Source organism: Streptomyces sp. Edi4, from assembly GCF_040253615.1.
Lineage (GTDB): Bacteria > Actinomycetota > Actinomycetes > Streptomycetales > Streptomycetaceae > Streptomyces.
Genome location: NZ_JBEJGY010000004.1, coordinates 4,495,027 through 4,516,581, shown reverse-complemented (window position 1 = coordinate 4,516,581; position 21,555 = coordinate 4,495,027). Strand labels below are relative to the sequence as shown.

Here is a 21,555-nt window from a genome sequence, read left to right as displayed (position 1 = left end):
ATGACCACCTTCACGGTCGGGTTGACGCTGGTCGTCGCCTCCGCAGTGATCCTGCGGTGGCGGCGCCCCGCCTGGTACTGGGTCTGCTTCGGCGCCGCGCTCGCCTCATTACGGCTTCTGGTCCGGTACGCCTCGGTCATGGAGGCCTGCGGGCTCACCGTGCCACCCGCGCGCTGGCAGCTCGCCCTCGCCCGGATGGCCGGCCGATCCGTACCCGAGTCCCGCTCGCCCCGCGTCCTGCGGTTACGGCCGACGCGCACGGGCCTGGTCCTGCGGCTCAAGCTCCGCCCCGGTCAGGACGCCTTCGACTTCTCCGCCGCCACGGACCGGCTGCGCCACTCCTTCGGGATGTACGGCGTCAGCTCTCGCGAACTGCGTTCAGGAGTCGTGGAGTTGCGCATGACCGGCTACGACGTGCTCAGGCGGGTTCGGATGCCCGCCGAGAAGGCCGGTGACGCTGCTCCGATGCGCATCCCCGTCGCCCTGCGCGAGGACGGGGCCGTGCACTACCGCGACTTCCGGGCCGTGCCCCACGGGCTCACGCTGGGAGCCACCGAGTCCGGTAAGTCCGTGTACCTGCGCAGCCTCGTCTGCGGGCTGGCTCCGCTCGACGTCGCCCTGGTCGGGATCGACTGCAAGCAGGGCGTCGAACTCTTCCCCCTGGCCCGCCGCTTCTCCGCCCTCGCGGACGACCAGGAGACCGCGCTCGATCTCCTGGACGCGCTCGTCTCGCACATGGCGGACGTCTACCGGCTCATCCGTGCCCAGCAGCGCATCAGCGTCGCCATACCGGACGCGGAGATCGCCGCCGACATCTGGGACCTGCCCGTCGGCCTCCGTCCCGTCCCGGTCGTCGTCCTGGTCGACGAGGTCGCCGAACTCGCGCTCTTCGCGAACAAGGACGAGGAGAAGCGCCGCGATCGCATCGTCACCGATCTGGTCCGGCTCGCCCAACTCGGCCGCGCCGCAGGCATTTACCTGGAGATCTGTGGTCAGCGCTTCGGCTCCGAACTGGGCAAGGGCATCACGATGCTCCGCGCTCAGCTCACCGGCCGCACGGCCCACCGCGTCAACGACGAGACCAGCGCCAACATGGCCTTCGGCGACATCTCCCCGGACGCCGTCCTCGCCGCCATCCAGATCTCGCCCGACACCCCGGGCCTGGCTGTCGCCGGTGACTCGACCGGAGGCTGGGCCCGCATCCGAGCCCCGCACATCTCGCTGCGCGACGCCGTGAATCACTGCAACGCCTACGCCGACCGCGCCCCGGACCTGCCGGCACTCGCCGTCTTCCGGCCCGCCGTCGCTCTGCCTTCCAAGGCCCTCGTGCCGCTCAAGGCCCGTCCCGCCACGGCCTGACGTTCTCCTCCCCTGCCGGTCGGCGCGACCCATCGCGCCAGCTCCCTACCCCTCCATGCCGAACGCCGAATCGCCGAATTGGTGGAGCTCCATGAACCGCTCGATCCGCCTGGACGCCGTTCTCGTACAAGCCGTGATCGCCGGAGCGCTCTCCTTCGCTCACCTCCATGACCTCGCCCTCGCCGCCGGGCAGGGCGGCTGGAAGGCCTGGGCCTATCCGGTCAGCGTCGACCTGCTCCTGGTCGCCTCCTGGCGGCGGCTACGCAGCGCGGGACCCTCTCGGCTCGCCTGGTCCTGGTTCCTGATCGCCCTGTCCGCTTCGCTCGGTGCCAATGTCGCGACCGCCGGGCTGCTCGACCTCCAACACCCGCCCGTCTGGCTGAGGTTCGGCATCGCTGGGTGGCCCGCACTCGCCTTCCTCGGCGGCACCCTCCTCGCCCACACCGCGAGCGGCGCGATGCACGAGCCGCTCCCGAACCCGCCGGCAGATTCGGCCGCCGAGCCTCACGCCCCGGGGCCCGCCCCCGATCCGGAGCCCGCCGATCAACCCGTACGAACAGACCCGCCTGATCTGCCCATCGCGCCGCCCGTCCCCGCCGCCCTCGTCGACCACGCCCGCAAGCTCACCGACGACCACCACGCGCGTACGGGCTCCGCACTCGACGCCGACGCCTTGCGCGCCCGTCTCGGAGTTCCGGCCCAGCTCGCCGAAGCCATCGCCGCTCAACTCGCCTGATGAGAAGCGAAGTTCGGCGTGGCTGCCAGCACTGGGACGACCCGCCCGAAAGGACTGACCGACATGCCCGCTCGTGACCACTTCCACTCCGTGATGCGGATCGGCCCCGTGCAGATCGGCACCTATCGCGACCACCGCGGCCGGACCAAGCACGCGGCCGTGTGCACCAACGACCGCTGCGGCTGGTCCGCCGACTACTCCAGCCGCAGCGCGGCCCAGCTCGCCGCCCGCACCCACCGCTGCACCGCCCGATAGGAGCCCACCGTGGACGTCCCGCTCTGGCTCGCCCTGGTCGTCGTCGGCTACCTCGGCATCAAGCTCGTCCGCCCGCCCTGGTGGCTCGTGGCGGTGCTCCTCGTCGGCGGCTACCTCCTCGCCGACAGCTTGCTGTCCCCCGTCATCGACACAGCGATCAAGTAGTCAGCCGCGAAAGGGGATTCACCATGTTCCGTCCCAAGGTCCCGACCATGCCGCAGCCGACGGGCCGCACCGTCCCGTCCGCGGTCATCGCCGAACGGGCCGCCATCGTGCAGCAGCACCCCGTGCAGGCCGTCGTACCGAGTCCTGCACCCGCCCGGCCCACCGTCCAGATCACCCCCGGCGCCGTCATCGCCCTCATCGGCGGCGGGACGGCCGTGGTCCTGGTGCTCGGCGCTGTCCTGGTCTCGATGCTGCTCGCGGTCGCCCTCACCGGGACATCGCTCGCCATCTGCGCCCTGGTCGTCCGTTCCCTGATGAGCACCGGCACGAAGCACCGCTGACCGGCCCCCGGGCGGCCTCGATACCGCCAAGCATCCGCCGCCCGGGAGCCGTACGCCCTCCGATCCGAGAACCGAAGGAACCTCCAGCATGGCTCACCCCGCCGCACCCGACCGACGCCTCCGCACACGGGAGTCGCCCGTAACTGCACCGCCCCTCGACCCGATCACCCTCGGAGACCTGTTGAGAGTGGCCTCCGCCCCCGACTTCGACCGCTGGCAGGACCAGGTCCGTCGCACCGGCGGCTGCTCCGACCCCGTACACCTAACCGGCTGGACCCTCACCAAGGACAGGACCACCGGGGAGACCCTGCACTCCTACTCCACCAGCACGGAACCGGGCGGCCGACTCCGCGTCGCCTGCGGCAACCGCCGCGCCTCCCGCTGCCCGTCGTGTGCCTGGACGTACGCGGGAGACACCTACCAGCTCATCCGCGCCGGGCTCGCCGGGGACGACCGCCGAGACGTTCCCGGCTCGGTCCGGGACCATCCGCGCGTCTTCGCCACCCTCACGGCCCCGTCCTTCGGTCCGGTCCACAACCGCCCTGGCCGAGGACTCTGCCGCTGCGGCGCTGCCCATGCCACGGACGACCCCGCACTGGGCACGGCCCTCGACCCGACGACGTACGACTACGCGGCGGCGGTGCTCTTCAACAACCACGCAGGCGGCCTGTGGATGCGCTTCACGACCCGACTGCGCCGAGAGCTGGCCGCACGCGCAGGGGTAACGCAACGCGAGTTGAAAGAATCGGCCCGCGTCTCGTACGGCAAGGTCGCGGAGTTCCAGAAGCGAGGTGCCGTGCACTTCCACGCCGTGATCCGCGTCGACGGCCCGGACGGCCCCGGAACGCCGCCGCCGTCCTGGGCCACCGTGGAGCTGCTCACCGATGCCATCTACTCTGCCTCAGCACACGGCTACACGTCCGTCTCCGTACCGGCGGCCGCCGGGCAACCGGCCCGTACCTTCCGCTGGGGCACGCAGCTCGACGTACGCCCGATCAAGGCCTTCGGCGACGGGTCGGACATCACGGAACAGGCCGTGGCCTCCTACGTCGCCAAGTACGCCACCAAGGCCGCCGAGAACACCGGCACGCTGGACCGCCGCATCGGCGAGCCGGCCGAGCTCGCCCGTCACGACCTCCCCGAGCACGCCCGGCGCCTGATCGAAGCCTGCAAGCTCCTCGATCCGCTCTACCCCGACCGCCGTCTCTGGGCGTGGGCTCACATGCTCGGGTTCCGGGGCCACTTCTCCTCGAAGTCGCGCCGTTACTCGACCACGCTGGGCGAACTCCGGGCTGCGCGAGCCGACTTCCGCGCCGCACAAGAGCGCGAAGCCCTCGGCCTGGAGGACCGCGAGCCGGACAGCGTCCTCGTCCTGCGCGACTGGCAGTACGCGGGCCACGGCCACACTCCCGGCGAGTCGGCCCTCGCCGCGACGATCGCCCGCGCGCTCCAGCTCAACCGCGAGACCGCGCGCGAGGAACTGCCCGCCCAACTCGCCCTGGAAGGAGCCGCAGCATGACCACCGCGACCACCACCGCCGAGCTGCTGACCGTCACCGAAGTCATGACGCGGCTCAAGCTCGGGCGCTCCAAGGTCTACGACCTCATCCGGTCGCACCGCCTGGTCTCGATCAAGATTGACGGTGCGCGCCGCATCCCGCTCGACTCCGTCAGCGCCTTCATCCTCGGCCAGATCGAGGAGGCTTCCTGATGGCCACCACCCAGCGCAAGCGCAACCCCAACGGCGCCGGCACGATCACCAAGCGCAAGGACGGCCGCTACCAGTGTGCGGTCTACGTCCTCCAGCCGGACGGCACCCGTGCCCGCAAGTTCGCCTACGGCAAGACCTGGGAGGAGTGCGACGCCAAGCGCCGTGAACTCCTCGACAAGGTCGCGAGCGGCACCCCCGTGCCCACCCGATCGGCCAAGCTCTCCGAGTGGCTGACGTTCTGGTTGGAGAGCGTCGTGAAGCCGCGCCGCAAGCTGAGCACGTACGACAAGTACGAGGCGCACGTCCGCCTCTACCTCGCCCCGATGATCGGCGGGAAGCGGCTGGAGTCTCTTGGCACCGCCGACGTCCGGCGCTTCCTTCTCCAGTTGGAGAAGAAGACCACGGCAGCCACCGCGAAGGAGTCGCACCGGGTCCTGCGCTCGGCTCTTTCCGCCGCCTGCAGGGAGGAATTGATCACGCGCAACGTGGCCACGCTCGTCGAGCCTCCGCGCCCGAAGCCGCGTGAATTGAGCCCGTGGTCCCTCGACGAGACCCTGACCTTCCTCGCCGCCGCCCGACTCGATCCGCTCTACGCCGCCTTCGTGCTCGCCATCGCCATGGGCCTGCGCCGGGGAGAACTCGTCGGTCTGCGCTGGTCCGACATCGACCTGGAGCAAAGGACGTTGACCGTACGGCAGCAGCTCCAGCGCCGACGCGGCGTGCTCTACAACGACGAGACGAAGGGGCGTCGCAGCCGGGCGCTCCCACTCCCCGCCATGTGCGTCGCTCCCCTGCGCTGGCACCGCATGCGCCAGGCCGCCGCCCGCGAAAGTGCTGGTACGGCCTGGCAGGAGACCGGCTACGTCTTCACCACCCGGACCGGTCGGCCGGTCGAGCCGCGCAATGTGCACAGGTCCTTCGTCCGGGTCTCCGCGGCCGCCGGCCTCCGCGTCGTCCGGCTGCATGACGCCCGGCACGGGTGCGCGACCCTGCTCACCGCGGCCGGAGTCGCACCCCGCGTCGTGATGGAGATCCTCGGCCACTCACAGATCAGTCTGACCATGGACGTGTACACGCACGTCGTCCAGGACACCCAGCGCGAGGCCATCAGCCACATGGACCGGCTGCTCAGGCGTCGCCCGGTGCGGGACGGGTCATCCGGGAGTGATCAGCCGCGTTGATGTCAGACGTGGATGTCAAAGGCCCCCAGCCATGATCGGCTGGGGGCCTTTTCCCTGGAGCCCCCTGTCGGGTTCGAACCGACGACCCCCGCTTTACAAGAGCGGTGCTCTGGCCAACTGAGCTAAGGAGGCAACGCGTGAAGTGTAACCAACGCTCGGCCGGGCGGGGCGGCGGATTTCGTGGGCGGGGTCCTGGGCGGGCCACGGACTCGGGCGGGGCGCCGACTCCGGGGCGTCCAGGGCGCGGGACGCCCGCCGGCTCCGGGGCATCCAGGGCCCCGGGCGCCCGCCGACTCCGGGGCATCCAGGGCCCGGGGCGTCGCCGGCTCCGGGGCATCCAGGGCCCGGGGCGTCGCCGGCTCGGGGCGGCCGGGGGCCGGGACCCCGGGGCCGGGCGGCCGGGGGCCGGGACCCCGGGGCCCGGCCTCCGGGGCCCCGGGTCGGGAAGTTCGTGGGCCTGGAGTGCTGACAACGCGGACATCCGCCGGGTAGCGTCCTGACCCAGTCCACCCCGGTGGACTACACCACTTCTCCCTCTACTCGGATCGTCCGGCACGTTCCTGCCGGTGAAGGGACACATCAGTCATGGCCACTGTCACGTTCGACAAGGCGACCCGGATCTACCCGGGCTCCACCAAGCCCGCCGTCGACGGGCTCGAGATCGCGATCGAGGACGGCGAATTCCTCGTCCTCGTCGGCCCCTCCGGCTGCGGAAAGTCCACCTCCCTGCGCATGCTCGCGGGCCTGGAGGACGTCAACGGCGGAGCCATCCGCATCGGCGAGCGTGACGTCACGCACCTGCCGCCCAAGGACCGGGACATCGCGATGGTGTTCCAGAACTACGCGCTGTACCCGCACATGACGGTCGCCGACAACATGGGCTTCGCGCTCAAGATCGCCGGCGTGAACAAGGCGGAGATCCGCAAGAAGGTGGAGGAGGCGGCTAAGATCCTCGACCTCTCCGAGTACCTGGACCGCAAGCCCAAGGCGCTCTCCGGCGGTCAGCGCCAGCGCGTGGCGATGGGGCGCGCCATCGTGCGCGAGCCGCAGGTCTTCCTCATGGACGAGCCGCTGTCCAACCTCGACGCCAAGCTCCGCGTCTCCACGCGTACGCAGATCGCCTCGCTCCAGCGCCGCCTCGGCATCACCACCGTGTACGTCACGCACGACCAGGTCGAGGCCATGACGATGGGCGACCGCGTGGCCGTCCTCAAGGACGGGCTGCTCCAGCAGGTCGACTCGCCGCGCAACATGTACGACCGCCCGGCCAACCTGTTCGTCGCCGGCTTCATCGGCTCGCCCGCGATGAACCTGGTCGAGGTCCCGATCACCGACGGCGGCGTGAAGTTCGGCAACAGCGTGGTGCCGGTCAGCCGCGAGGCGCTGAGCGCGGCGGCCGACCGGGGCGACCGTACGGTCACCGTCGGCGTGCGTCCCGAGCACTTCGACATCGTCGAGCAGGGCGGCGCCGCCGCCACGTCCCTCACCAAGGAGTCCGCCGAGGCCCCGGCCGGCCTCGCCGTCACCGTCAACGTCGTCGAGGAACTGGGCGCCGACGGCTATGTGTACGGTTCCGCCGAGGTCGGCGGCGAGACGAAGGACCTCGTGGTCCGCGTGGACGGCCGTTCGGTGCCGGAGAAGGGCACACAGCTCCACGTCGTCCCGCGTCCGGGTGAGATCCACGTGTTCTCCACCTCCACGGGCGAGCGCCTTACAGACTGATACCGGCAGACTGATACCGGTACGCGGCCGCCACCCCAAGGGGTCTCCGGTCGAGCGGCTCCGCACGCGCGTGCGGGGCCGCCGCCGTTCTCCGGGCGGGTGTCGACAAATACCCCGGCACATCGGGCAATTCGAATGGTGTTCGTCAACACGCCTCTGAGAAAACGGCGGCGAACCGTCCCCCGGCAGAGTGACTAAATGTCGCCAAATCATCACTCCCCGCTACGCTCGCCTCCGTGACGCACACAGCCCGCCGAATCGGCCGAACCCTCGCCCTCGTCCTGCCCGTCGTCCTCGTGCTCTCCGGCACGCTCGCGGTCACCCGGGTCAACTGGGCAGGCAGCAACGGATCCCAGATCCTCACCGCCTCCTCCGAGAACGTCTCCGTACGTGCCAAGTCCCGCGCCCCGCAGGACGTACTGCGGGACGCGCTCCTGACCGAGCTCCAGGAGAAGGACCCCGGCACCGCGCTGACCCACCTCCAGCGCGAGGTCGAGCACCGCCCCTCGCTCGCCCGGCACTGCATGTCGATCGCCCGCGCGCTCGGCAGGGCCGCCGTGGAGCACTACGGCCCCGTGAAGGCCCAGACGTACTCCCGCCCCGTCTGCGACACCTCCTTCGCCTCCGGCGTGGCCCAGGAGCGGTGACGTCCCCCTGCGGGGACGCCTATCGTTCACCGCATGACTGCGCGCACCACCGCGACATTTCCGACACAGGCCGTGATCCTGGCGGGCGGCCAGGGCTCACGACTCCGTCCGTACACCGACGACCGCCCCAAGCCGATGGTCGAGATCCCGGGCACCGGGGTTCCGATCATCGGCCATCAGCTTGCCTGGCTGGCCGCCGAGGGCGTCACTGACGCCGTCGTCTCCTGCGGCCACCTCGCCGACGTCCTGAAGGACTGGCTGGCCAAGGCCGAACTTCCCCTGCGGGTCACCACGGTCGTCGAGGACGAACCGCTGGGCCGTGGCGGCGGCCTCAAGTACGCGGCCGCGTCGCTGCCCCACCCCGACCGGCCCTGGTACGCCACCAACGGCGACATCTGGACGCGCTTCTCCCTGCGCGAGATGGCCTCCTTCCACGGCGAACGCGACGCGACCGCCACGCTGGCCCTGGCCCGCCCCCGCATCCCCTGGGGAGCCGTCGAGACCGATGCCTTCGGCCACATCACCGACTTCATCGAGTCGCCGCCCTCGCCGTACCTCATCAACGCGGGCGTGTACGTCTTCTCCGCGGCCTTCACGGCGATGCTGCCAGACGTCGGCGACCACGAGCGCACCACGTTCCCCCGGCTCGCCCGCGAGCGGCGCCTCGCCGGGTTCCCGTTGCCGCACGGGGCGTACTGGCGGGCCATCGACACGGCGAAGGACCTCACGGAGGCCGCCAAGGAGCTTGCGGCGCATCGCATGTGACTCCGGCCCCGGCTGCCCGGGGCTCCGCCCCGGACCCCGTTCGCGCCTGAAGGGCGCTCGTCCTCAAATTCCCCCAAGGCCTTGAGGGCCAGGGGGCCCCATGACGGGCTGACCACGCCCACACGGACCAGGATCGGATGCTCCAGGGGCGCGGGGACTGCGGCACCGAGCCCGCGGGCGGAATCGGGGGGGGCGGCGGCACGGCGAAGGGGCCGGAATGGTCCGGCCCCTCGCTCGCGGTGCGGACCTCGCCGCTAGCCCAGCAGCCCCCCGATGGGGTTGCGGTTGCCGTGGCCGCCCGCGCCGCCACCGCCGCCGCCCGTGCTTCCGGCGCCGCCCGTCGAGCCGGTGCCGCCGGTCGACGTCGGGCCCGCGCTGGTGGACGGCGGGGCCTTCGGCGTGGTGCGGTGGTGCGAGGGGGCAAGGCCCCCGGTGCCGGCGGAATGGCTCGGCTGGCCGGTGGTGCCCGCCGTGACGGTCTGGTGCGCCTTCGGCTTCTTGGACGCCGACGGGGAGGAGCTGGGCGACGTCTTCGCCTTGGGCGAGGGCTTGACGGCCTTCGGCGTCGTCCGGGGGGCGAGCGCGGGGCCTGTCTCGCTCGGCAGCGGGGTGCCGGGCAGGTAGTTGGTCGGGTCGTCGTCGGGGCCCGGCACGGTCACCACGGTGGTGGAGCGGACCGCGCCGCCGAGCAGCGCGCCGGTCGTCAGGGTCAGGCCGACCACGACGGTCGTCATGACCAGACCGCGCCGCAGCACCCTGCGCCGCAGCTCCCACAGTTCGGAGCGCGGGCCCAGCTTGCGCCAGGCCTCACCCGCGAGGCGCGCGTCCAGCGAGTACACCGGGGCGCCCGCGATGATCAGCGGGGACCAGGCGGCCAGCAGGATGATGTCCGGCGCGTCGTTGGCCCGTACCGTCTGCCAGCTCACCGTCACGAGCAGGGCCGCCGAGAGCAGCGCGCCGAACACGGCGGCCACCCGCTGCCACAGGCCGAGCATCGTCAGTACGCCGACGACGACTTGGAGGAAGGCCACGGTCAGCCCGGCCCCCACGGGGTGCGAGAGCGCGAAGTCGCGCAGGGGCTCGGCGAGCGCCCAAGGGTGCATCGAGTGCAGCCACTTGACCATCGAGCCGCGCTCGCCGCCGTCGAAGTACACCGGGTCGCACAGTTTGCCCAGGCCGGCGTATACGGAGATGAAACCGAGGAAGACGCGCAGCGGGAGCAGCACGACGCCGAGGTTCATCCGGCGGCCCGGGTAGTAGGCGTGGCGGACCGGCTCGGTGCCGCGCCGCTTGGCGGGCGAGCCGTCGTCCGCGTCGCCTTCGAACTCCTCGCGTTCGTCCAACGCGTCGAAGTCCTCGAACTGGCTGCGCCGGTACGGCTGTTGGCCGTAGGGCGTGCGCATCTGAGGGAGGAGCGCGGTCTCCGGGCCCGGGCCGGATCCGGGGACCAGCGGCGTCGGCATCGTGTCGTCGACGGCGACGCGCGGGATGGTCTGCGTCGCGCCGGTGTCATAGCCCGCGCCGGCGCCGCCGGCGGAGGTGGCGCGGACGGCCTGGAGCAGTCCGCTCGCCCCGGGCGCCGACTTCCCGCTCCACACCACGGGCGCCCTGCGGCGCACCGCGGTGCTCGAAATGATGGGCTTCGGCCGCGACTTGGGCGCAAGCTGCACCCGGAAACTCGCGTGGTTGACGATGACCTGCGCGGGGTCGCAGTCCACCTTGGCCATGCTCAGGGCAGGCTGGTCGTCGAACCCGGGCCGGGGCGTTCTGGTGTCCACACTCATCTAACCGAGTGATGGGTGCTTAGGACACTGCTTGACGGGCCCGAATCTGTCCGAGACCCGTCAAGATCACCCAGCTCAGGCGCGTCGGCGGGCCGCTTCGTAGAGCACGATGCCCGCCGCGACACCCGCGTTGAGGGATTCGGCGCCGCCCGGCATCGAGATCCGCACCCGGTAGTCGCAGGTCTCGCCGACGAGCCGGCCAAGTCCCTTGCCCTCGCTGCCGATCACGATGACGACGGGGCCGCCGATCTGGTCCAGCTCCTCGACCGTGTGCTCGCCGTCGGCGGCGAGGCCCACGATCGTGAGGCCTTCCTTCTTGTACGCCTCAAGGGCGCGCGTCAGGTTGGTGACACGCGAGACCGGCGTACGCGCCGCGGTGCCCGCGGAGGACTTCCAGGCGCCCGCCGTCATGCCGGCCGCGCGCCGCTCGGGCACGACCACGCCGTGGCCGCCGAACGCGGACGTGGAGCGGACGATGGCGCCCAGGTTGCGCGGGTCGGTCACGCCGTCGAGGGCGACGATCAGCGGGTCCTCGCCGTTGTCGTACGCGAAGGCCGTGAGGTCCTGCGGGTCCGCGTACTCGTACGGCGGGACCTGGAGGACCAGGCCCTGGTGGTTGAGCCCGTTGGTCATGCGGTCCAGCTCGACGCGCGGGGCCTCCATCAGGTTGATGTTGCCGCGCTCACCGGCGAGCTGGAGCGCCTCGCGCACGCGCTCGTCGTTGTCGATGTACTGCTGGACGTAGAGCGTGGTGGCGGGCACGCCGTCGCGCAGCGCCTCGAAGACCGGGTTACGGCCCACGACCATCTCGGACGTGCCCTTGACGCCGCCGCGCCGGGGCGCGGGGCGACGGGTCGCGGCCTGCTTGGCCTTGGCGGTCGCGATGCGGTTCTTCTTGTGCTTCTTGCGGTCCTCGGCCTTGGGAGTGGGGCCCTTGCCCTCCAGGCCACGGCGCCGCTGGCCTCCGCTGCCGACCGTGGCGCCCTTCTTGTTGGACGTGCGGCGGTTCCTGCGCTGGCTGTTCCCGGCCATGACCTACCTATTTCCTCAGTGAATCCGCGATCCACATGCGGATGCAGACCGTGTACGTACGTATATGAAGTGTGCCGCCCGATCGCCCGGGCGGCACATCGCGAGCGCTCAGCGCGGGCCGAGGGTCCAGCGGGGGCCGCTGGGGCTGTCCTCGATGACCAGGCCCGACTGGGTCAGCTGGTCGCGGATCGCGTCCGCGGTCGCCCAGTCCTTGCGGGTCCTGGCGGCCTCGCGCTGCTCAAGGACGAGGCGTACGAGCGTGTCGACGGCCCCGTGCAGGTCGTCGCCCCGGTCGCTCTCCTCGGCCCACCGCGGGTCGAGCGGGTCGAGGCCGAGCACGCCGAGCATGGCCCGCACCTCGGCCAGGCGCTGGGTGGCCGCTTCCTTGTCGTCGGCGGCCAGCGCGCTGTTGCCCTGGCGCACGGTGGTGTGGACGATCGCGAGGGCCCCGGGCACGCCGAGGTCGTCGTCCATCGCCTCCGCGAAGGCCGGCGGCACCTCGGCGGCGGGCTCGACGACGCCCCCCGCCTTCTCCACCACGCGCTGGATGAACCCCTCGATGCGCGCGAACGCCGACTCGGCCTCGCGCAGGGCCTCCTCGCTGTACTCGATCATCGAGCGGTAGTGCGGGGTGCCCAGGTAGTAGCGCAGCACGATCGGGCGCCAGCGCTTGACCATCTCGGAGACGAGCACGCTGTTGCCGAGCGACTTCGACATCTTCTCGCCGGACATCGTCACCCAGGCGTTGTGCGCCCAGTACGAGGCGAAGGCGTCGCCGAAGGCCTGGGCCTGGGCGATCTCGTTCTCGTGGTGCGGGAAGATCAGGTCGATGCCGCCGCCGTGGATGTCGAAGGCGCTGCCCAGGTACTTGTGGGCCATCGCCGAGCACTCCAGGTGCCAGCCGGGCCGGCCGCGCCCCCACGGCGTCTCCCAGTCGGGCTCGCCCGGCTTGGACGCCTTCCACATCGCGAAGTCCCTGGGGTCGCGCTTGCCCGCGACACCCTCGTCGGGCTGGCGCAGGTCGTCGACGTCCTGGTTGGAGAGCTGGAGGTAGCCGGGGAAGGAGCGCACGTCGAAGTAGACGCTGCCGTCCGCCTCATAGGCGTGGCCGCGCTCGATGAGGCCGCGCATCATCTCGATCATCTCGGTGATGTGGCCGGTGGCACGCGGCTCGTAGGTGGGCGGCAGGCAGCCGAGCGCGGTGTAGCCGTCGTTGAAGGCCCGCTCGTTCTCGTACCCGATCGACCACCACGGGCGGCCCTGCTCGGCTGCCTTCTTGATGATCTTGTCGTCGATGTCGGTGACGTTGCGGATGAACGTGACGTCGTAACCGCGGTAGGTGAACCAGCGGCGCATGATGTCGAAGTTGAGCCCCGAGCGGATGTGGCCGATGTGCGGGGCCGCCTGGACGGTGGCGCCACACAGGTAGATCGAGACACAACCCTGCGTGAGCGGGACGAAGTCACGAATCTGCCGGGCGCTGGTGTCGTACAGGCGAATGGTCACCCCACCAGGGTAGTGGCCCGATAGCAGTGCCCCGCGACCCTTTGCGGGGCTCGGGGCACACAATTTGACGACTGTGGGGCGCCGACGCCGCCGGACGATCTTCGTCGCCGCCCGTGACGGTCACCCGTGGGCGCCGGGGCCCGGTCCGCCGGGCGCCGCCCGCCCCTACGGCGCCCGGTACACCAGCGCCGTGGCCACCGCCGCGAGCCCTTCGGCGCGACCGGTCAGGCCGAGGCCGTCGGTGGTGGTCCCGGACACCGCGACCGGCGCGCCGGCGGCCGCCGACAGCGCCTTCTGCGCCTCTTCGCGCCGCTTGCCGATCTTCGGGCGTACGCCGATGACCTGCACCGCGATGTTGCCGATCTCGAATCCCTCGGCGCGCACGACCCGCGCGGCCTCCGCGAGCAGGGCGGTGCCCGACGCGCCGGACCACTCGGGGCGGTCGGTGCCGAAGTGGGCGCCGAGGTCGCCGATGCCGGCCGCCGAGAAGATCGCGTCGCAGGCCGCGTGGGCGGCGACGTCGCCGTCGGAGTGGCCGGCCAGGCCGTACTCGGTGTCCTGGGGGCCGTCCCACAGCAGCCCGGCGCACCACAGCTCGCGCCCGCGCTCGAAGGCGTGGACGTCGGTGCCGATGCCGACCAGCGGGATCAGGGGCGCGGACGCGGGGTGCTCAGAAGCCATCGTTGGCCCTCCGTCGTGCGAGTACGGCCTCGGCGAGGACGAGGTCCAGCGGCCGGGTCACCTTGAACGCCTCTTCGTGCCCGGGCACCACCACAACCGGCAGACCCAGCTGCTCGATCATGCCGGCGTCGTCGGTGACGGTGCCGGTGACCGTCGCGTGGGCGCGTACGAGCGTGTCGTGGTCGAAGCCCTGCGGCGTCTGCACCGCGCGCAGCCTGGACCGCTCGGGGGTCGCCACGACCCGCTCGGGCGAGCCGTCCTCGCTCGGCTCGACCTGCTTGACGGTGTCGGCGAGCGGCAGCGCTGGCACCACGGCGGGCGCGCCGTCGCGTACGGCCTCGATCACCGCGTCCACGGTGTCGACGGGGACCAGCGGACGGGCCGCGTCGTGGACCAGGACGGCGTCGAAGCCGGGCGGCAGCGCGTCGAGGCCGAGCTTCACGGACTCCTGGCGGCTCGCACCGCCGGGCACCACGAGGAAGTCCGTCCGGTCGGGCAGGGCGTGCTCGGCCAGGAGGTTCTTCACCTCGGTGGCGCCGTCCGGCGGGGCCACCACCACGACGAGCGAGACGGCGCGCGAGGCGGCCATCGCCCGGACGGCGTGCACGAGCATGGGCGTCCCGCTCAGCGTCCGCAGCGCCTTGGGGGCGCCCGGGCCGAGCCGTACGCCGCGTCCGGCCGCTGGAACCACCGCGGCCGCGCGGAAGGGGCGCGATTCGTCAGACAAGGTTTGTGTCCTCAAACGACGTGGGTATGGCCTGGGGGTACCCCCTGCTTCCGGAGCGGGGGAGTGCGGGGCGCGAGGCCGTGACCGGCCCTTCCGTGACGACCGGTCAGGCAGGCGCCCGGGGGGTACGCGAACCGGGGGGTACGACCCGGGGCGCGGGGCACCCGGGGGATTTGAACATACGGGGATACGAACATGCCGCAGCGCCCGGCGACACAGCATTTCTCTCTGCTGGTCAGCGGGCACCGCGGCAATGCCGGGCATCCGGGGCGCGCCCCGGAATCAGGGCCTGTCCCGGACAGGCCCAGCGGCGTCAGGACGCGAGAACCTCGTCGAGCAGGGCCTCGGCCTTGTCTTCGTTGGTGTTCTCCGCGAGGGCCAGCTCGCTCACCAGGATCTGGCGCGCCTTGGCGAGCATGCGCTTCTCACCCGCGGACAGTCCGCGCTCGCGCTCACGACGCCACAGGTCACGCACCACTTCGGCGACCTTGATGACGTCGCCGGAGGCGAGCTTCTCCAGGTTTGCCTTGTAACGACGGGACCAGTTCGTGGGCTCCTCCGCGTACGGCGCGCGCAGCACCTCGAAGACCCGGTCCAGCCCGTCCTGCCCAACTACATCGCGAACGCCGACGAACTCCGCATTGTCAGCGGGCACGCGCACAGTCAAGTCGCCCTGGGCGACCTTGAGCACCAAGTAGGTCTTGTCCACGCCTTTGATCTGGCGAGTTTCGATAGCCTCGATCAGCGCGGCCCCGTGATGGGGATAGACCACGGTGTCGCCAACCTTGAACGTCATGTGACAGGTACCCCTTCCGTGGCTATCCAGGGTAACACGGATACGGCGTCTTCTGAATGGCGTTTTCGCAGGTCAGGGCATATCTCGGGGCTTGACAACTGCGCCAGGATCGTGCTGCGGAGGGCTTCCGGAGGGCGGTATTCGCAGGTCGGAGCGGCTGCGAAGGAGCTGCGAAACGCCTGCGCCGGGCGCCCGCGAACCCGCCTCCGACATGCCGAACGTCCCGTTTTGCCGGGTTCCGGACGGTGAACTTCATCTACTCCGTTCGGCGCTCGTTCACCCGTTCGGCTGAGCGCCATTCATTCTGCTCATTCCCCGAATTGATCAACGAACGGTCCGGCCGGACCGTCTCGCGGATTTTCCGTAAGGAATGTGTGGCGGCACCGGGAATTGATCACCCGCCCTATGCGAACGGCGCCCGAAAGGAGGGCCGGGGCGTGTGATCCACTCAAGTTGGCCGGGCCCGTCGTCCGTAGGGGCGGGTCGGGTGCGGGGCGGGTGGGGCGGCTCGGTAATCTAGGCCCGCTGACACACCCTTAGCCGGCCCTCAGGCATGCGGCCGGCTGACCCGTAGCCCCGTCCGAAGCCCGTCTCGTACGTCCAAGGAGTTGCCGCCGCCGTGAGCCGCAGCCTTCGACGCGGCGCCCTCGCCGCTTCTGCCATCGCGTTCTCGCTCGCTTCCCTCTCCGCCTGTGCGGCGGGCAACGGAGCGCAGACGCTCGGAGTCAAGGCGGACAACGCCTACGTCACCGTCGGCGACATCAAGGTCCAGAACGCGACGGTCGTCACCCAGCCGAAGCCCGACGCCGAGGGCCCGGCCGTCGTCGCCGCGACGCTGTTCAACAACGGCAAGGACCCGCAGACCCTGGACTCCGTCCAGGTCGGCAGCGCCACCGTCAAGCTCTCCCCCGGCAAGGGCACGGGTCCCATCACCGTCCCCGCGCACGGCTCGGTCGTGCTCGGCGGCAAGGGCAACGCCTCCGCGGTCATCGACAACGGCCGCGAGGCCGCCAAGAACGGTGACGCCCAGAAGGTCACCTTCCAGTTCAGCCAGACCGGCGCCGTGAGCCTGGCCGCCTACGTGGTCCCGGCCACCAGCTACTTCGAGGGTGTCGGCCCCAGCGAGCTCCCGAAGCCCAAGACCTCCGCGTCGGGCACGCCGTCGGGCGCGCCCTCGGGCACCCCGTCCGGCGCGGCCACGCCGAACACGCCGGGCGTCGGCGGCAGCAGCGGCAAGCCCGCGGGCTCCGGCGCGGCGACGCACAGCGCCACCACCACCGGGCACTGACCGGGCACTGACCGGGCACTGACCAGGACACCGGCCGGACACCATCCGGATCTGACCGAATCTGTCCGAATCTGACCGGACACCGGCCGGCCCGGACGCGCGAGGGGCCGGGCGGTACCGCCGGGACAACGCGTGAAGGGCGCCCCACCGACCACGGTGGGGCGCCCTTCACGCATCCGCGAGCGGCGTGAGTGGCCCCTGACACGAGGCCACGCGGCCTACGGCTCGAACTTGTACCCGAGGCCGCGGACCGTGACCAGATAGCGCGGCGCGCCCGGGTCCGGCTCGATCTTGGCGCGCAGGCGCTTGACGTGGACGTCGAGGGTCTTGGTGTCGCCCACGTAGTCCGCGCCCCACACCCGGTCGATGAGCTGCATGCGCGTCAGCACGCGGCCCGCGTTGCGCAGCAGCATCTCCAGGAGGTCGAACTCCTTCAGCGGCAGGTCGACCTTGGCGCCGGAGACGGTCACCACGTGCCGGTCGACGTCCATCCGGACCAGGCCCGCCTCAAGGGCCGCCGGGGTGACCTCCTCCGGTTCGCCGCGGCGGCGCAGGACGGCGCGGATGCGGGCCACCAGCTCGCGCGAGGAGAACGGCTTGGTGACGTAGTCGTCAGCGCCTATCTCAAGGCCCACGACCTTGTCGATCTCGCTGTCCTTGGCCGTCACCATGATGACCGGCACGTTGGAGCGGCCGCGCAGCTGGCGGCAGACCTCGGTGCCGGGCAGCCCCGGCAGCATCAGGTCGAGCAGCACGAGGTCGGCGCCGTTGCGCTCGAACTCGTCAAGGCCGTCGGGCCCGGTGGCCGCCACCGCGACCTCGAAGCCCTCCTTGCGGAGCATGTAGGACAGGGCGTCGCTGAAGGATTCCTCATCCTCGACGACGAGCACTCGGGTCACGGAAGGACCTCCGGGGCAGGAACTATGGCTTGGGAAACAGGCACAGCGGAACTGAAGGTCTCGTACGGAACGTCCGGAACGTCGTCGTCCTCGTCGACCGTGACCGGGTCGCGCCGGGAGGCGCGATCCCGAACGGCGCCGGCTTCCGGCAGCCGCAGGGTGAAGGTGGAGCCTTGTCCCTCGGAGCTCCACACCGTGACCTCCCCGCCGTGCGAGGCGGCCACGTGTTTGACGATGGCGAGCCCGAGGCCCGTGCCGCCGGTGGCACGGGAGCGGGCCGGGTCGACCCGGTAGAAGCGCTCGAAGACGCGCTCGCGGTCCTTCTCGGAGATCCCTATGCCCTGGTCGGTCACGGCGATCTCGATCATGTCACCCCCGGGCGCCGCGATGCGCCGGGCGGCGATGCCGACCCGGGTCCTGGCCGGCGAGTAGTTCACGGCGTTCTCGACGAGGTTGCCGAGCGCGGCCGCGAGCTGGCCCCGGTTGCCCCAGACATGCAGGTCGGCGGTGCCGCCGGCGGCCATGGTGATCTGCTTGGTTGACGCGGGGTGGCGCGAGCGGTCCATGGCCTCGGCGACGAGCTCGTCCACGCGGACCGGCTCGGCGTCCTCAAGGGGGTCGTCATTCTGGACCCGGGAGAGGTCGATGAGCTCCTGGACGAGGTTGGTCAGCCGGGTCGCCTCGATCTGCATCCGGCCGGCGAAGCGGGTGACCGCCTCGGGGTCGTCCGACGCGTCCATCACGGCCTCGGAGAGCAGCGAGAGCGCCCCCGTCGGGGTCTTGAGCTCATGGCTGACGTTGGCCACGAAGTCACGCCGTACGGCCTCGATGCGGCGGGCCTCCGTCAAGTCCTCCACCAGGAGCAGCACGAGGCGGGAGCCGAGCGGGGCGACCCGGGCGGAGACCGCGAGGGCTTCGCCCCGGCCGGTGCCGCGCCGGGGCAGGTCGAGCTCGACCTGCCGTATCTCGCCGTCGCGCCGGGTGTCGCGCGCCATGTGCAGCATGGGCTCGACGGCCAGCTTGCCGCCCCTGACCAGGCCGAGCGCGTACGCCGCCGAGCTGGCCTTGACCACCGAATCGCCCTCGTCGAGCACGACGGCGGACGAGCGCAGCACGGACAGGACGGTGTCCACGCCCGGGGGCAGGACCGCGTCGGTGTGCAGCGACGACCGGGTGGGCCGTGCCTGGTCCCGCTCGCTCCAGCGGAACGCCAGCATGGCGATCACGCCGGTGCACACCCCGGCGATCGCTGCCAATGCGGCGACCGCCGCGTTCACGTCCATGCGTCCAGGTTATGCGGCCCCACTGACACTCTCCCAGCCAAAAGAGCGCCTGCTCGAACGTTCGTCGCCCAGAGTTCACCGAGGTGACGGGGACGGTTCACTTCTTGTGGCCGAACCGGACGCGTACGGAACGGACCGTGGGAACGTGAGGGTCACAGGCTCCCCCTCCCCCCGGCTCCGGAGACCGTCGAGGCCCACCGAGAACCGCCGAGACCCCTCGAGACCCCTCGAGACCCCTGCGAACCCCTGAGAACCCTTGAGAGAGGCACACCCATGCGTGACGCGTACCACGAGGAACTTGACTCGATCGGCGAGGGCCTGGTCGAGATGGCCCGGCTCGTCGGGTCGGCGATCGGGCGCGCCACCACGGCCATGCTCGACGCGGACCTGAAGCTCGCCGAGAACGTGATCGCCGCCGACCAGAAGGTCGACGACCTCCAGCACGACCTGGAGGCCCGCGCCATAGCCCTGCTCGCGCGCCAGCAGCCGGTCGCCACCGACCTGCGCATCGTCGTGACCTCGCTGCGGATGAGCGCCGACTTGGAGCGCGCCGGCGACCTCGCCCAGCACGTGGCCAAGCTGACCCGGCTGCGCTACCCCGAGCGTGCCGTCCCCAACGACCTGCACGCCACCATCCTGGAGATGGGCCAGCTCGCCCAGCGCCTGATGGCCAAGGCCGCCGAGGTCATCATCACCAAGGACGTCGACCTGGCCCTCCAACTGGAGCAGGACGACGACGAGATGGACCTGCTGCACCGCACGCTCTTCCAGCACCTGATGGACGACCGCTGGAAGCACGGCATCGAGACCGCCGTGGACGTCACGCTGCTGGGCCGCTACTACGAGCGGTACGCGGACCACGCGGTGTCGGTCGCCAAGCGCGTCGTCTACCTGGTCACCGGCGAACACGCCGACGAGCTCCAGTCCCCCACGCAGGGCGAGAGCACCTGACCGGCGCCTGACCGGTGGGGCGCGCGGGGCGGACGTACGGGACGGGCGTGAGGGGCGGGCGTGAGGGGCGGGCGTGAGGGGCGCGCGATACTGCGCCCCAACTCGTCCGCGCGGATGCGCCGTTGACGCGCCCGCCTGCGTGGGCATGCAATGGGGGAAGGCCCGTTGTTCTGCCTACCCCGGGAGGGACCCATGGCTGAAACACCCGCGACCGAACCACGGCAGGACGCATCCGTCACACCCGTCGAAGTGACCCGGCTGCCACTGGCCGGCGCCTGCGGCTGCGGTTCGAGCTGCGGATGCGGCTGCCAGTCGGGGGCGCCCTGCCAGTGCGGCGGCTGCTCCGGCTGATCCTGACGCGCGCGAGGGGGCCCCGTCGATGGTCGGCGGGGCCCCCTCGCCGTGCCACGCTCAGCGCGACGGCCGCTCGGGCAACGGGCACGCAGGGCACGGCGGGGCCCCCTCGCCGTGCCGCGCTCAGCGCGACGGCCGCTCGGGCAACGGGCACGCAGGGCTGGTCACTTGACGGTGACGGTGACCGTCGGCGAGGTGCCGTTGTCGGCCTTGACGCGCAGTTCCTGCTTGCCCTTGTCGTTGAGCTTGGCGTCGAAGGAGTAGCTGCTGCCCTTCTTGACGGTGGTGCCGGCCTGAAGGGTCGTCCACTTGCTGCCCTTCTTGTGCTGGAGCACCAGCTTGCTGCCTATGGGCATGCCCTTGGTGCGTCCCGTGAACGTCACCTTGCCACCGGCCTTCACCGAGCCGGGCGTGGCCTTCACGGTGATGGATCCGGTCGCCTTGGTGGCGGACACGGACGGGCTGGGCTTGGCGCTGGTACCGGCCGAGGCGAAGGCGTCGGCGCCACCGGCGACCAGCAGGACGGCGGACAGCGCACCGGCGGCGGACGCCCGGGCGCAGCGGCTGAGCAGGGTGGTTTTCACGTCGAACTCCTGTCGTGGCGAACCCCCCGGACCGAGGTGCGATGCGCCGGGACGAGACGGAAGGGGATGCCCGTCACCGACGACACGCGCCTACGAGGCTATCCGGGGCCCGCCGGGTCCGCGACCGGAGCGGATGCGCACGGCTACGGCGAGTAAGCGGCACCAGTACGCCGACAAGAACGGAACCCGCTCTACGACTTCTCCCGCCCCGCCCCGTGGCCGCGAGCCCCGGGCGACCATGGAACGCGCAAGCGCCACGCGCGCCCACCACCCTGCGCACGCCATCGCCGTACCGGCCGGCGTCACCGCCGAACCCGCCACCGCACCCCCGTCCCCCCGTCCCGGAGGTTCCCGATGTCCAGTCCCGCCACACCGAGCCGGCCCGCCCACACCGTCGAGCCCGTCCTGAGGGACGAAGCGACCCCGGCCCCTCCGGTACGCCTGGCCGATCACCTCGGCAGCCGGGCCTCGGCGTCGGCCGTCTGCGGCGAACCGGTCACCGTAGACGGCACGACCGTCATCCCGGTCGCGGACATCGGCTTCGCGTTCACCGGGGGCGCGGGTTCCGCGGCGGCCCGGGGCGAAGGAGCGGCCGGGGGCGGCGCCCGCCTGCGCGGCTACCTCCAGATCAAGAACGGCACCGTCACGTACACACCCCTACGGCCTTCCTGGCTGGACATCGCCGTCCCCCTGGCCGCCCTGCTGGCACGAGCCGCCACCCCCACCCTCATACGCCGCCTCACCAGACACCGCCCCCGCTGACCAACCCCGGGCCGGCCAGCGGCCCCG

Annotated in this window: 23 protein-coding genes and 1 tRNA gene; 14 read left to right on the top strand and 10 right to left on the bottom strand. The window is 71.4% G+C overall.

Going from position 1 to position 21,555, the window contains the following annotated elements; genetic code table 11:
• From ABR738_RS22515 to ABR738_RS22480, 8 genes are all read left to right on the top strand, one after another.
• Entirely contained in the window at positions 1-1,359 is a 1,359-nt protein-coding gene (locus ABR738_RS22515) for an FtsK/SpoIIIE domain-containing protein (RefSeq protein WP_350231779.1), read from the top strand.
• A 91-nt stretch (positions 1,360-1,450) separates the two neighbouring features.
• Positions 1,451-2,095, top strand: a complete 645-nt coding sequence (locus tag ABR738_RS22510) for a DUF2637 domain-containing protein (protein ID WP_350231778.1) — start codon at positions 1,451-1,453, stop codon at positions 2,093-2,095.
• Between the two features lie 63 nt (positions 2,096-2,158).
• Positions 2,159-2,350: a mobile element transfer protein gene (locus ABR738_RS22505; protein WP_350231777.1), complete on the top strand. Its 192-nt coding sequence runs from the start codon at positions 2,159-2,161 to the stop codon at positions 2,348-2,350.
• Positions 2,351-2,359: 9 nt separating this feature from the next.
• Positions 2,360-2,515: a DUF4175 domain-containing protein gene (locus ABR738_RS22500; RefSeq protein WP_167159228.1), complete on the top strand. Its 156-nt coding sequence runs from the start codon at positions 2,360-2,362 to the stop codon at positions 2,513-2,515.
• Between the two features lie 23 nt (positions 2,516-2,538).
• On the top strand, positions 2,539-2,856 hold the full coding sequence (locus tag ABR738_RS22495) for a SpdD-like protein (protein WP_350231776.1): 318 nt from the start codon (positions 2,539-2,541) through the stop codon (positions 2,854-2,856).
• A gap of 88 nt (positions 2,857-2,944) precedes the next feature.
• Positions 2,945-4,375 carry a replication initiator protein RepSA gene (gene repSA / locus ABR738_RS22490; protein ID WP_350231775.1) on the top strand — a complete coding sequence of 477 codons (1,431 nt, stop codon included), beginning with the start codon at positions 2,945-2,947 and terminating at the stop codon, positions 4,373-4,375.
• The gene (locus ABR738_RS22485) at positions 4,372-4,566 is read left to right on the top strand and encodes a helix-turn-helix domain-containing protein (protein ID WP_350231774.1); all 195 of its coding nucleotides are present in this window, start codon (positions 4,372-4,374) and stop codon (positions 4,564-4,566) included. The genes repSA and ABR738_RS22485 overlap by 4 nt, the downstream gene beginning before the upstream one ends.
• Positions 4,566-5,747 (top strand): tyrosine-type recombinase/integrase, encoded by a 1,182-nt coding sequence (locus tag ABR738_RS22480; protein WP_350231773.1) that lies wholly within the window; start codon positions 4,566-4,568, stop codon positions 5,745-5,747. The genes ABR738_RS22485 and ABR738_RS22480 overlap by 1 nt, the downstream gene beginning before the upstream one ends.
• Before the next feature lie 55 nt (positions 5,748-5,802).
• On the opposite strand, the gene ABR738_RS22475 is transcribed toward ABR738_RS22480, so the two are convergent.
• Positions 5,803-5,879: transfer RNA gene (locus ABR738_RS22475), tRNA-Thr, on the bottom strand.
• A gap of 453 nt (positions 5,880-6,332) precedes the next feature.
• On the opposite strand from ABR738_RS22475, the gene ABR738_RS22470 reads away from it, so the two are divergent.
• The 3 genes from ABR738_RS22470 to ABR738_RS22460 all read left to right on the top strand — a co-directional run bounded on the left by ABR738_RS22470 (position 6,333) and on the right by ABR738_RS22460 (position 8,881).
• Entirely contained in the window at positions 6,333-7,469 is a 1,137-nt protein-coding gene (locus tag ABR738_RS22470) for an ABC transporter ATP-binding protein (RefSeq protein ID WP_350231772.1), read from the top strand.
• Positions 7,470-7,705: 236 nt separating this feature from the next.
• Positions 7,706-8,116, top strand: coding sequence for a hypothetical protein (locus tag ABR738_RS22465; protein ID WP_350231771.1), 411 nt, complete (start codon positions 7,706-7,708; stop codon positions 8,114-8,116).
• A 33-nt stretch (positions 8,117-8,149) separates the two neighbouring features.
• On the top strand, positions 8,150-8,881 hold the full coding sequence (locus tag ABR738_RS22460; protein ID WP_350231770.1) for a nucleotidyltransferase family protein: 732 nt from the start codon (positions 8,150-8,152) through the stop codon (positions 8,879-8,881).
• Positions 8,882-9,135: 254 nt separating this feature from the next.
• On the opposite strand, the gene ABR738_RS22455 is transcribed toward ABR738_RS22460, so the two are convergent.
• The 6 genes from ABR738_RS22455 to ABR738_RS22430 all read right to left on the bottom strand — a co-directional run bounded on the left by ABR738_RS22455 (position 9,136) and on the right by ABR738_RS22430 (position 15,407).
• Complete coding sequence (locus tag ABR738_RS22455) at positions 9,136-10,665, bottom strand: DoxX family protein (protein WP_350231769.1); 1,530 nt, start codon at positions 10,663-10,665, stop codon at positions 9,136-9,138.
• A gap of 75 nt (positions 10,666-10,740) precedes the next feature.
• Entirely contained in the window at positions 10,741-11,697 is a 957-nt protein-coding gene (gene rlmB, locus ABR738_RS22450; protein WP_350231768.1) for a 23S rRNA (guanosine(2251)-2'-O)-methyltransferase RlmB, read from the bottom strand.
• Between the two features lie 108 nt (positions 11,698-11,805).
• Complete coding sequence (cysS, locus tag ABR738_RS22445) at positions 11,806-13,203, bottom strand: cysteine--tRNA ligase (RefSeq protein WP_350231767.1); 1,398 nt, start codon at positions 13,201-13,203, stop codon at positions 11,806-11,808.
• 165 nt (positions 13,204-13,368) lie between these two features.
• Positions 13,369-13,884, bottom strand: a complete 516-nt coding sequence (gene ispF, locus ABR738_RS22440; protein WP_350231766.1) for a 2-C-methyl-D-erythritol 2,4-cyclodiphosphate synthase — start codon at positions 13,882-13,884, stop codon at positions 13,369-13,371.
• The gene (gene ispD / locus ABR738_RS22435) at positions 13,874-14,611 is read right to left on the bottom strand and encodes a 2-C-methyl-D-erythritol 4-phosphate cytidylyltransferase (RefSeq protein ID WP_350231765.1); all 738 of its coding nucleotides are present in this window, start codon (positions 14,609-14,611) and stop codon (positions 13,874-13,876) included. Before ispD ends, ispF begins: the two co-directional genes overlap by 11 nt.
• A 313-nt stretch (positions 14,612-14,924) precedes the next feature.
• Positions 14,925-15,407: a CarD family transcriptional regulator gene (locus ABR738_RS22430; RefSeq protein ID WP_003953493.1), complete on the bottom strand. Its 483-nt coding sequence runs from the start codon at positions 15,405-15,407 to the stop codon at positions 14,925-14,927.
• Positions 15,408-16,026: 619 nt separating this feature from the next.
• Between ABR738_RS22430 and ABR738_RS22425 the strand changes: the two genes are divergently transcribed.
• The gene (locus ABR738_RS22425) at positions 16,027-16,695 is read left to right on the top strand and encodes a copper chaperone PCu(A)C domain-containing protein (protein WP_350231764.1); all 669 of its coding nucleotides are present in this window, start codon (positions 16,027-16,029) and stop codon (positions 16,693-16,695) included.
• A gap of 218 nt (positions 16,696-16,913) precedes the next feature.
• Here the strand turns inward: ABR738_RS22425 and phoP are convergent, their stop codons facing one another.
• Positions 16,914-17,585, bottom strand: coding sequence for a two-component system response regulator PhoP (gene phoP, locus ABR738_RS22420; RefSeq protein WP_469481306.1), 672 nt, complete (start codon positions 17,583-17,585; stop codon positions 16,914-16,916).
• Positions 17,586-17,590: 5 nt separating this feature from the next.
• Positions 17,591-18,877: a two-component system sensor histidine kinase PhoR gene (gene phoR / locus ABR738_RS22415; protein WP_350231763.1), complete on the bottom strand. Its 1,287-nt coding sequence runs from the start codon at positions 18,875-18,877 to the stop codon at positions 17,591-17,593.
• Positions 18,878-19,150: 273 nt separating this feature from the next.
• Here phoR and phoU point away from each other — a divergent pair, with 273 nt between their 5' ends.
• Entirely contained in the window at positions 19,151-19,828 is a 678-nt protein-coding gene (gene phoU, locus ABR738_RS22410; protein ID WP_350231762.1) for a phosphate signaling complex protein PhoU, read from the top strand.
• Positions 19,829-20,346: 518 nt separating this feature from the next.
• Here the strand turns inward: phoU and ABR738_RS22405 are convergent.
• Complete coding sequence (locus ABR738_RS22405; RefSeq protein WP_350231761.1) at positions 20,347-20,766, bottom strand: hypothetical protein; 420 nt, start codon at positions 20,764-20,766, stop codon at positions 20,347-20,349.
• 354 nt (positions 20,767-21,120) lie between these two features.
• Between ABR738_RS22405 and ABR738_RS22400 the strand changes: the two genes are divergently transcribed.
• Complete coding sequence (locus tag ABR738_RS22400; protein WP_350231760.1) at positions 21,121-21,528, top strand: spore germination protein GerW family protein; 408 nt, start codon at positions 21,121-21,123, stop codon at positions 21,526-21,528.
• Positions 21,529-21,555 lie beyond the last annotated feature (27 nt).